Here is a 7,651-nt window from a genome sequence, read left to right as displayed (position 1 = left end):
GCGGGAGTCATCCTGTCGGCTCACTCTGATTTATTCAACAAAGCCCAGCGCACCATCAGGTGACCTGCTACCATTAATGTTACCGAGCTATTCATCTTCCTAATGGTCTGGCGTAAAATTCTGGTATACCAAAATGCCTTACGTCAGAATCCGTGCGCTCAAATGGCGGTATTTCATTAGCTGAAGACGCAGTTCTATTAATTTCGCTATTGTATCTTATACGTAACGCAGTAAACTGCGATGCATAATCATTAAGATGAAATATATCTTGATTGTGCTGACTGTTATTTGACATTTGTTCAATAGGAATTCGTCCTGAGTTAACTGCATTAACTCTATTCTGTACGTTTCTCCTTAAATCTCTTGAACTTAATCTTAATTCTCGAGCCTCATAACGAATATCTTTAAATTCTTCACTTTCAAAAGGTGCTTGTCCTTCTGGTGTATTAAAAAGTGGTTCCATGTGTCCTATGACATGATTAATTGTATTAAGGTGTTGCAATGCAGGCACCACTGCTTCAGAGTAAACGGGATGATTTTGATCCACTGACTGGTTTTGCGTTATCTCTTCTTGCTGATGAGTGTATCGGGTTTCATGGGCTGATGACCCTCCTATACAATTACAATTTCCCATATTCGTTGCTCCATTAAATTAAGAAAGTTGCTTTTACCGTGAATTTTTTAGCCCCATAAGTCCGAACATACTCATGAGACATCTAAGAGAAAAAATAGCTACACAAAGGTAAATATAATAATATTTATGTGGTAAATATATGATTGCTGGTTCCAATTGAGGCGAAATTTTTTGGACTACTAGGGGTTGTCGTCACGAGACGTCTGGACTGATATGATTGCCGCATGAAAATATCAACTTCTGCGGCGCATCGCCGACACGACATCTCTGACCATGTCTGGGGACGCATTGAACCATTGCTTCGCGGACGTAAAGGTCTGTGGGGCGGGATAGCCCGGGATAATCGCCTGTTTTCACCTATCCACAATATAACGGGTGACAGAGATCATTCCGGGTTTATCCGGAAGACCTTAAAACAGTGTTTACGAATGTTTTGCAGATTATCTGATATCCGTTTGCTGCTTTCTGAGGGGCACTGTTGCAAAGTTATCGATGGAGCAGCCTTTTGTCTTATTGAAAGACCTTATATTTCAAAAGTCTGCTTACCAGGCGCATCTCGCCCAGCGGATGACCGAAGTAAAAATTTTCCGCCTGGCCTTTGCGTAGCGCACGCATCACTTCAATCCCTTTGATTGTGGCGTAGGCCGTCTTCATCGATTTAAATCCCAGCGTGGCGCTGATTATCCTTTTCAGTTTACCGTGATCGCATTCAATGATGTTATTGCGGTACTTTATCTGTCGGTGTTCAACATCAGCCGGACACCGGCCCTCCCGTTTCAACAACGCCAGCGCACGGCCATAGGTGGGCGCTTTATCCGTGTTGATGAGACGAGGGACCTGCCAGCCTTTCACGTTGTTGAATATTTTACCCAGAAACCGGTAGGCCGCTTTGCTGTTACGACGCGGAGAAAGATAAAAATCAATGGTGCGCCCCCTGCTGTCGACGGCCCGGTAAAGATAAGCCTGGCGGCCATTCACTTTGATATAAGTTTCATCGGGATGCCAGGAGCAGAACCCCGAAGGGTTACGCCAGTACCAGCGCAGCCGTTTTTCCATTTCAGGCGCATAACGCTGAACCCAGCGGTAAATCGTGGAGTGATCGACCTTCACTCCACGTTCAGCCAGCATCTCCTGCAGCTCACTATAGCTGATGCCGTATTTGAAGTACCAGCGGACTGCCCACAGGATGATATCACGCTGAAAATGCCGGCCTTTGAATGGGTTCATGTGCTGCTCCGTCAGCAAAAGGGGGCCATAAGTTTACCACTATCGTTTATTTGCAACAGTGCCCTCCGCGCCTTCCAGAAACCCCATACCGCACACCGACGTGATCGCGGGAAACCACGGGTATAGTCCATGAACGGCTTCAGTTTGCCCATTTTGTGGCGCGTCTTTCTGGCCGGTGGTTCAGGGTATTTTAGATATCGTCTGACGGTTCGCTCAGAGCAACCCTCCTGAGTTGCAATGTCGATAATGTACGCACCCTGCTTGCGCATTTGCTTTATCATGTAAAAGTCCTCTCTGCTCAGCATGTCGATGTCCTTTCTGGTGTGAGAACCTCAAGGAAACAAGATGTTGGGTGGAACGGACAAATTAAATGGTGAATTACAGTCTTATATCATTGGCGCTAACAAAGCCTTTTTCCTTTTCCGTCAGTGCCTCATAGGCCCAGGCTTTACTGCCATACTCTGCAGCATCTTATGGACCTGACCGCTGAGGGAGTTCTCCGCGCTGGCAACACCGCTGCGGCTTAAATATGCACAACTGCTGGCATCGACCGGCAGTACCACGACTCATACGACAACGCGGTGGCAGAGAGCATCAACGGACTATCGTTTTCACGAACCGCCATACCATGGTCTTGTTGAATAAATCAGACCCGGCGGTACCACTTTGATTACCTGTAACGATTGATGGAACAGAACCATTCTTCCTGCTTTAGACAGTGCCACCCTTATGTTTAGGATTTTTCTTGTTCATTTTTTTAGCATACTCCCATCAGTATAAATGTTCGAACGTAACTGGAAAGAACAATGAAACAGCACTCAGTGTTTTCAGACAGTTTATGCCCGAGCATTGATTTGCTTTACGACTATGCGCCTTTCCTGCAGCAAAGCATGGCTGATGGGCATATAGGTTTTTTCCCCTCAGGAATGACTCCTCCGCGGGTTGCTATTATAGGGGCCGGTATCAGCGGCCTTATTGCGGCAACTGAACTCCTGCGGGCCGGGGTAAGTGATATAAGCCTGTTTGAAGCACGTGACCGTCTGGGAGGCAGGGCATGGTCACAGCTATTTGATCCATATTATCCCCGTCTCATTGCCGAGATGGGGGCGATGCGCTTTCCTCCGAGCGCAACCGGACTTTTCCATTATCTGAACAGATTTAGTATACACACATCGGCTTCTTTTCCGGATCCAGGTATTGTCGATACAGAGCTGCACTATCGTGGAATTCGTCATCTATGGCCAGCAGGTGAACAACCTCCGGCTTTGTTCACCCGGGTTCACAACGGCTGGCGGGCTTTATTGTATGAAGGTTGCCTTCTCGACGGGGTATCACTTGTTGCCCCCTTACAAATTACAGCCATGCTTAAATCAGAGCGCTTTGACGACGCCGCTGAGGCATGGCAGATATGGCTCAACGTTTTTCGTGACTGCTCTTTCTATTCCGCCATGGTAACAATCTTCACCGGACCAAACCCTCCCGGCGGTATTACCTGGGAAAGGCCAGACGACTTTGAACTGTTTGGTGCGCTGGGTATAGGTTCAGGGGGGTTCCAGCCTGTTTACCAGGCCGGATTCACAGAAATTCTGAGAATGGTCATTAACGGCTATGAAGACGACCAGCGTCTGATTATCGGTGGAATATCCACACTTGCCGAGCAACTGGCCCGTCAGGAAATCCGGGGAACGACACTGAGTAAGCATGTAAGGTTCAGTAAGGTAAACCGTATCAGCAAAGATAACGGGAAAATAAGCCTGGCAACCGACGGAAAACCGGTAGCAGCATTTGATCGGGTCATCGTTACCAGCAACAACAGGGCGATGCAGATGATTCATGGTCTGTCTGCTGATGAAACCTTCCTGAACCAGGATGTCTGCCGTGCCGTCAGGGAAACGCACCTGACCGGATCGTCTAAACTCTTTATGCTCACTCGGGATAAATTCTGGCTTAAAAACAAACTACCGCTCACCATTCAGTCTGACGGGCTCGTGCGGGGGGTATACTGCCTTGATTACGAGCCTGATAATCCCGGGGGGCCGGGTGTCGTGCTGCTCAGTTACACCTGGGAAGATGATGCGCACAAGCTTCTGGCAATAACTGACAAAAAACAGCGATGCCAGCATCTCGTTGACGAACTCTCAGCCATTCATCCGGAATTTGCCCGCCATCTGGTTCCGGCCGGTGGCGACTATGAACGGTACGTTCTGCACCATGACTGGCTGACTGACCCCTGTTCTGCCGGTGCATTCAAACTCAACTATCCCGGCGAAGATGTTTATTCACAACGCCTCTTTTTCCAGTTTAAGACAGCAAACCATCCGGAACAGGATTCGGGGCTTTATCTGGCCGGTTGCGGCTGTTCGTTTACCGGGGGATGGGTTGAAGGCGCCGTTCAGACTGCTGTCAACAGCGCCTGTGCCGTAATACGCAGCACCGGAGGAACACTTTTACCGGGAAATCCGCTGGATTCAGTTCACAGTATTTATGATTACTGATGGTAAAGGCACAGGGCCTTTTAAGGTGAAAATGAATGTACAGGAAACAGCCTCTTGAATCGCTCTGCAGGGACCTGATAAACGGTACGGTTTCTGCCGCTGAAATCCGGGAGCAGGCGCTCAGTGCTGAAGCCCGTCTGAAACATCTTAACTGCTTCATCCGTGATGGCGATGCAGAAGAACAGTTCAGTAAGGCAAACGATGCTTTTAAGGGGGCACTCTGGGGTATTCCTGTCTCTTTTAAGGATAATATTTGCGTTAAAGATCTGCCAGTGACGGCAGGCACGCCAGGGATGACAGGCTGTATAGCCACGTATGATGCTTTTATTGTCAAAAAACTGAAATCGCTGGGTGCCGTTGTTGCCGGCAAAAATAACATGCATGAGCTGAGCTTTGGGATCACATCCGTGAATGTTCAGTGGGGAACGGTAGGAAACCCGGCAGCACCGGGATATTGTGCCGGTGGCAGCAGCGGAGGCTGTGCAGCCGCCGTGGCCGCAGGGATTGTTCCGGTCTCCGTCGGCACGGACACGGGCGGATCGGTAAGAATACCGGCGGCTTTCTGCGGTATTACTGGTTTCAGGCCGACTACAGGTCGCTGGGCATCCTCAGGAATTATTCCCGTCTCTCACACAAAGGACGCCCCCGGACTGCTTACACGAACAGTGAAAGATACGGTCTTTTTATACGGACTGATATCAGGCAGCAATACCGGGGCTTCATGTGAAGTCAGGAAACGGCCCTGTCGTGTAGGTCTTCCTGCTTCACTGTGGGCCGGGCTGGACGGCCATGTTAAAGAGCATAGTCTTGCAGCAATCAGGCGAATGGAAGACGCGGGTTTTGACTGTGTTGAGCTGGATGACAGCGGGATATATGCACTGAATGAAACGCTGACTTTTACGATACCACTTTACGAGTTTTTCACTGACTTTCCCCGGGCTTTGCTCGGACTGGGATGGGAAAAGAAAATAGACGCCGTATTCAGCCATATTGCTGATCCCCACGTTCGTAAGATTATTCATGCTCATCTGGCTGAAGGGCTGATTTCCCGTGCCGATTATGCTTCAGCAGTCCGGGATATTGGCAGGTTACGTCTGCAGATGAATGCGCTGTTCAGCGCTCATAACATTGGATTACTGGCATACCCCACAACACCGTGTCAGGTGCCTCCTCTCAGCCATGCGAACAGGCCGGAGCTTTTTGCTGAGGTTATCCGCAATACCGATCTGGCAAGTAATGCTGCTCTGCCTTCTGTCAGCCTGCCCGTCGCACCGCCAGGGGCATTACCGGTGGGGCTGAGTCTTGATGCTCCGATAGGGCAGGATCTATTCTTGCTGAAAACCGCAGCACACATTGAAATGCTTTTGGCAACCTCTGAACCGGACATCAGAACTTACAGGTAAATAAGTAACCTTTGAATCTGGTTCCGGAAGGCAAGATGAATCTTTAAGTTGAGTGACGTTCTTCGGTATGTTGATTAATTCTCAGGAACATAATTAATATGTATTTTATAGGGGGGCATGATGATGAATAAAAATAATCAGCAATTAATTTTTGAACCTGATTTTTTTGAAAGAGTTATTTTAGCTGAGTCACTTGCTTATGAAAATTTATCGTTCCTCTCTGTAGCAGAATTCATTCTGAACAGCGACACGATTTTTCATGATGGTGATATTGCTGTTTTCTCAGTGAGCAATAGCGTCAGTGTGCTGATGAAATCGACTGAAGATTGTCAGCTTGACCTAAGTATAACCTCGTGTTCCGGTTTAGTTAATGAAAAAGAATATTGCAATGGGAGAATGCAAGCCAGAATACTTCGGCACAGATATGCTATAAAAGGCCGGGAGTTTATCGAAAAAGAAAATATAATTAGCTTGTTATTGCCAGCAGAACGCTTCTTCAGTAAAGCGTTTTTTTATGGAAAATGGAGAGGTGGACTGGAAGAACATTTATACAGAACAATGCGTAACTTCATCCACACGAAAGAAAACCATTTCAATTCAGTGAGAAAGAGGGAGCATATATGAGAAGAAATATTTATTTATTATGGGGGGCAACAACTACAGGGAAAACAGCGCTGTCTGTTTCTGTTGCAAAAGAACGTGGCTGGCCAGTGATAGCTCTGGACAGGTTTCAGGGTTATCACGAAATAAGCACCGGTAGTGGAGCCCCCACCAATAATGAACTGGAAAAAACAGAAAGAATATATATCACTCCACACATCAGTCTGGCTGATGGGATTATCTCCGCAAAGGATTATAATTATTGGCTAAAAAGGAGAGTACTCTCCTTGCCAGAAGGAAACTCAGATTTCATTATCGAAGGGGGGTCGGTTTCATCTCTTAAAGAGATGGTGAATGATGAGTTCTGGGCGGATTTTTCATGGGAAATAAAAACACTCGGAGTACCATCAAAAGACGTTTTTATCAAAAAGGCAAAAAGAAGGATAACTGATATGTTCCATCCGGAAGATGGGAGGCCTTCGATAATGGATGAGGTGAGTTCTTTTTTTATGAAACACAAAACCATTCATCCGCTGGAAGACATTGATGGATACCGCATTATTATAGATTACTGCAGGTGCAAAAACATTGGATTTAATAACTTAAAAAGCATCACGACCGACCAGGAGAAGATAATAATCGACAGGATAGCTGAAGAATATTACGCACATGCTTTATGGCAGGAAAAAGAGACCCCCTGTTTCCCACAATCATGGTCCAGGAAATTTTGCTGAAAGGCTCTGTTGAAAAAGTGCGGTGGTTCAGTACTGAAATCCGAATAATATCAACATCTCAAAGTTAATGAAGATTATGACGAGGGCAAGTGGTGGAGCTGGGATGTCCATTTAGCCAGTGCAGCAGATAACATTCCTGCTTTACTGCAAAAAGGCCGATGCAGCTATTTTATCATTTTAAGCTGTTGCGTAAACCGCATTGTTTCCTGATGGGTGCTGTCTGGACAGCTGCTTGTGGAAAGTCAGACACTCACGGAAATACTCCCGATAATGAATGCTCCGGCTGCTGGCGTTCAGGCTGCCGCTGCTGTGACCCTGCATTACGCTGTAACTCATGTTGCCGTCTTTAAGCAGCGTTCCGCTGACGCCGGTTTGCATCCGGGTGATGCCGTCCTAGCCACGGCTCATCTGTGCCGTGTCATACATGCTGTTGAGCCGGTCATGTTCAGCCATGTTATATGGCCCAGCCAGCGCCAAAGGGTATTGTACGTTCAGGGACACACGAGCCGGTCCGTGCCCGGCATCTCGTTGCTCCGGCTCAGTGAGTAAGAAAGATGG

General features: G+C 47.5%; 6 protein-coding genes and 1 pseudogene. 4 read left to right on the top strand and 3 right to left on the bottom strand.

Going from position 1 to position 7,651, the window contains the following annotated elements:
- Nucleotides 1-91: 91 nt before the first annotated feature.
- From FOV68_RS23640 to FOV68_RS23630, 3 genes and pseudogenes are all read right to left on the bottom strand, one after another.
- The gene (locus FOV68_RS23640) at nt 92-634 is read right to left on the bottom strand and encodes a hypothetical protein (protein ID WP_143991715.1); all 543 of its coding nucleotides are present in this window, start codon (nt 632-634) and stop codon (nt 92-94) included.
- Between the two features lie 510 nt (nt 635-1,144).
- Nucleotides 1,145-1,861 (bottom strand): IS6 family transposase, encoded by a 717-nt coding sequence (locus FOV68_RS23635; RefSeq protein ID WP_143991714.1) that lies wholly within the window; start codon nt 1,859-1,861, stop codon nt 1,145-1,147.
- Nucleotides 1,862-1,983: 122 nt separating this feature from the next.
- Nucleotides 1,984-2,166 (bottom strand): annotated as a pseudogene (locus FOV68_RS23630) (IS21 family transposase); the annotation flags it as partial.
- A 501-nt stretch (nt 2,167-2,667) separates the two neighbouring features.
- On the opposite strand from FOV68_RS23630, the gene FOV68_RS23625 reads away from it, so the two are divergent.
- The 4 genes from FOV68_RS23625 (at nt 2,668) to FOV68_RS23610 (ending at nt 7,093) form a co-directional block, all read left to right on the top strand.
- Nucleotides 2,668-4,356 (top strand): NAD(P)/FAD-dependent oxidoreductase, encoded by a 1,689-nt coding sequence (locus FOV68_RS23625; RefSeq protein WP_143991713.1) that lies wholly within the window; start codon nt 2,668-2,670, stop codon nt 4,354-4,356.
- Nucleotides 4,357-4,391: 35 nt separating this feature from the next.
- Entirely contained in the window at nt 4,392-5,759 is a 1,368-nt protein-coding gene (locus tag FOV68_RS23620; RefSeq protein ID WP_143991712.1) for an amidase family protein, read from the top strand.
- Nucleotides 5,760-5,876: 117 nt separating this feature from the next.
- The gene (locus FOV68_RS23615; RefSeq protein WP_143991711.1) at nt 5,877-6,383 is read left to right on the top strand and encodes a hypothetical protein; all 507 of its coding nucleotides are present in this window, start codon (nt 5,877-5,879) and stop codon (nt 6,381-6,383) included.
- Complete coding sequence (locus FOV68_RS23610) at nt 6,380-7,093, top strand: isopentenyl transferase family protein (protein ID WP_143991710.1); 714 nt, start codon at nt 6,380-6,382, stop codon at nt 7,091-7,093. Before FOV68_RS23615 ends, FOV68_RS23610 begins: the two co-directional genes overlap by 4 nt.
- The last annotated feature ends 558 nt before the right edge of the window (nt 7,094-7,651 follow it).

Source organism: Pantoea sp. paga (genome assembly GCF_007558755.1).
Classification (GTDB): Bacteria; Pseudomonadota; Gammaproteobacteria; order Enterobacterales; family Enterobacteriaceae; genus Pantoea; species Pantoea agglomerans.
Note: the sequence above shows the minus strand (reverse complement) of the source record. Positions and strands in the feature narration are given on the sequence as shown.

What these genes read in the sequence shown, in the direction of transcription:
- FOV68_RS23640 (WP_143991715.1), bottom strand. Translation starts at nt 634, where the DNA reads ATGGGAAATTGTAATTGTATAGGAGGGTCATCAGCCCATGAAACCCGA.
- FOV68_RS23635 (WP_143991714.1), bottom strand. Translation starts at nt 1,861, where the DNA reads ATGAACCCATTCAAAGGCCGGCATTTTCAGCGTGATATCATCCTGTGG.
- FOV68_RS23625 (WP_143991713.1), top strand. Translation starts at nt 2,668, where the DNA reads ATGAAACAGCACTCAGTGTTTTCAGACAGTTTATGCCCGAGCATTGAT.
- FOV68_RS23620 (WP_143991712.1), top strand. Translation starts at nt 4,392, where the DNA reads ATGTACAGGAAACAGCCTCTTGAATCGCTCTGCAGGGACCTGATAAAC.
- FOV68_RS23615 (WP_143991711.1), top strand. Translation starts at nt 5,877, where the DNA reads ATGATGATGAATAAAAATAATCAGCAATTAATTTTTGAACCTGATTTT.
- FOV68_RS23610 (WP_143991710.1), top strand. Translation starts at nt 6,380, where the DNA reads ATGAGAAGAAATATTTATTTATTATGGGGGGCAACAACTACAGGGAAA.